Consider the following 1609-nt stretch of genomic DNA (forward strand, 5'->3'; position numbering starts at 1 on the left):
AAGAGTTAACGGGAACGGACATATACGGCAGAGTTTCTAGCGAGGTGTTTGAACGCTTTCGACAAGAAAAAGAGCGACACACGCTACTGACGGTCAAGTTGGAAGGTCTAGAGCAGACTAGTCCCGAGGAGCTTGAATTACTGTATGCTGAAGAACAGGCCCTCGAAGAAAAGCGTAAGACTGCTTTGCTTAAAAGAGGCGATATTCAGGCACAGGTTTCTCATATTGAAAAGCTTGAAAAATTGCAGGCGAGTAATAAGCAGTGTCGTTCAGCGCTCGATGCGCATGTTCAATATTGCGACAGTTTAGCACCCGAGTTTGCAAGGCTTGAAAGAGCCCTACCAGCGAGAGTGCTCTCACCATATTATGAACAATATCAGCGCGCTCAAGCTCAACAAAACCAATATGATAAAAACTTCCAGGAAATCAATGCCTCTTGTAGCTTAAAGCAAGAGGAATTCCACCTATTAGAAGGTAATTGTCAGCTTGCTAAAAATGAATACCAGGATGCTCAGAATACCCATGTAAGACTAGAAAACTTTCTAGTTGAGCAGCTTGTTCCTTTAGATCAAGGTATTACTTCCCAGCAGAAAAGCATATCAACCGCCGATGCCGAATTAGTTGAAATAGACGCCAGAAAAACTCAAACGCTAAAACAGCTGCAAGACTGTGCCAAGCAGATTAAAAATAGCCACGACATAACTAAGTCCGTGGGCGAGTGGCTGGAAAAGCATGAGTGGCTTAGAGGTGCGCAAACCCAGCTTGACGGGATTGCCACGCTATTCCAACAGTATAACCGGGTAAAAGAGCAAACGGTGTCTCTGGCAAAGCTGCTTGAAAGCGACAATGCAGTTAAGTTGGCGAAGGAAAAAGGCCTAAGAGAATTAAATTCGCAACTTGTTATCCGAGAGCAAGAGCATAAAAAACTCCTTAGTCGATCTTCGAGTGCAAAAACAGCACTAGATCGCTTTCTAGAAGAGCTTAATAAGCAGTTGAGTTTGGAAACGTTAGAGAATCTTATTCAACAGAATTCCCTCAGAAAGAATGCGGTAGCCGAGTGCAAGAGAATATTTGAGCAAGCGCAGGATCAAAAGCTTAGTTGTCGACAAATCCTGTCGTCTATCGAAAAACAAGATGCTTCGATAGCAAGCCTTGAGGCTGAGCTTGTTAGCCTTCGAACAGCCTATCAGCAAGCTAATAAGTATTTCTTGTCATTAAAAGAAAGAGTCTTGCTCGAAAACCGTATTGTCAGCTTAAGTGAGCACCGAGCACAATTAAAAGAAGGCGAAGCTTGCCCTTTGTGTGGTTCCGTGGATCATCCAATGTTAGATGGATATGGCGAGCTTGAGTCTTCGTCAACGAATGATGAGCTTCTTGCTCAAGAAAAAGTTGCTGAAGCGTTAAAAGAGCAGGGACTTGCCAAGAAGGAAGCCTTAATTCGTCAAGGTGCGGAACTTGAAGGGTTAAGAATAAGAGCAGAGGAGTCACTGAAAAAAGAGGCGGAAACCCAGCAGGTTTGGGCAACTTATGCTGCTCAAATTAATTGTAGTTTGCTTGTAGCAGATGAAGGTGTCCCTCAATTTTTAGAAGAAGTCTTAAGTGATATTGA

At 43.4% G+C, this 1609-nt stretch carries 1 protein-coding gene; it reads left to right on the top strand.

The features are described 5' to 3' along the window. On the top strand, positions 1-1609 hold a 1609-nt coding region (locus tag A3757_RS26020; RefSeq protein ID WP_197469612.1), incomplete at both ends, for a hypothetical protein.

It is taken from the genome of Oleiphilus sp. HI0117 (assembly GCF_001635235.1).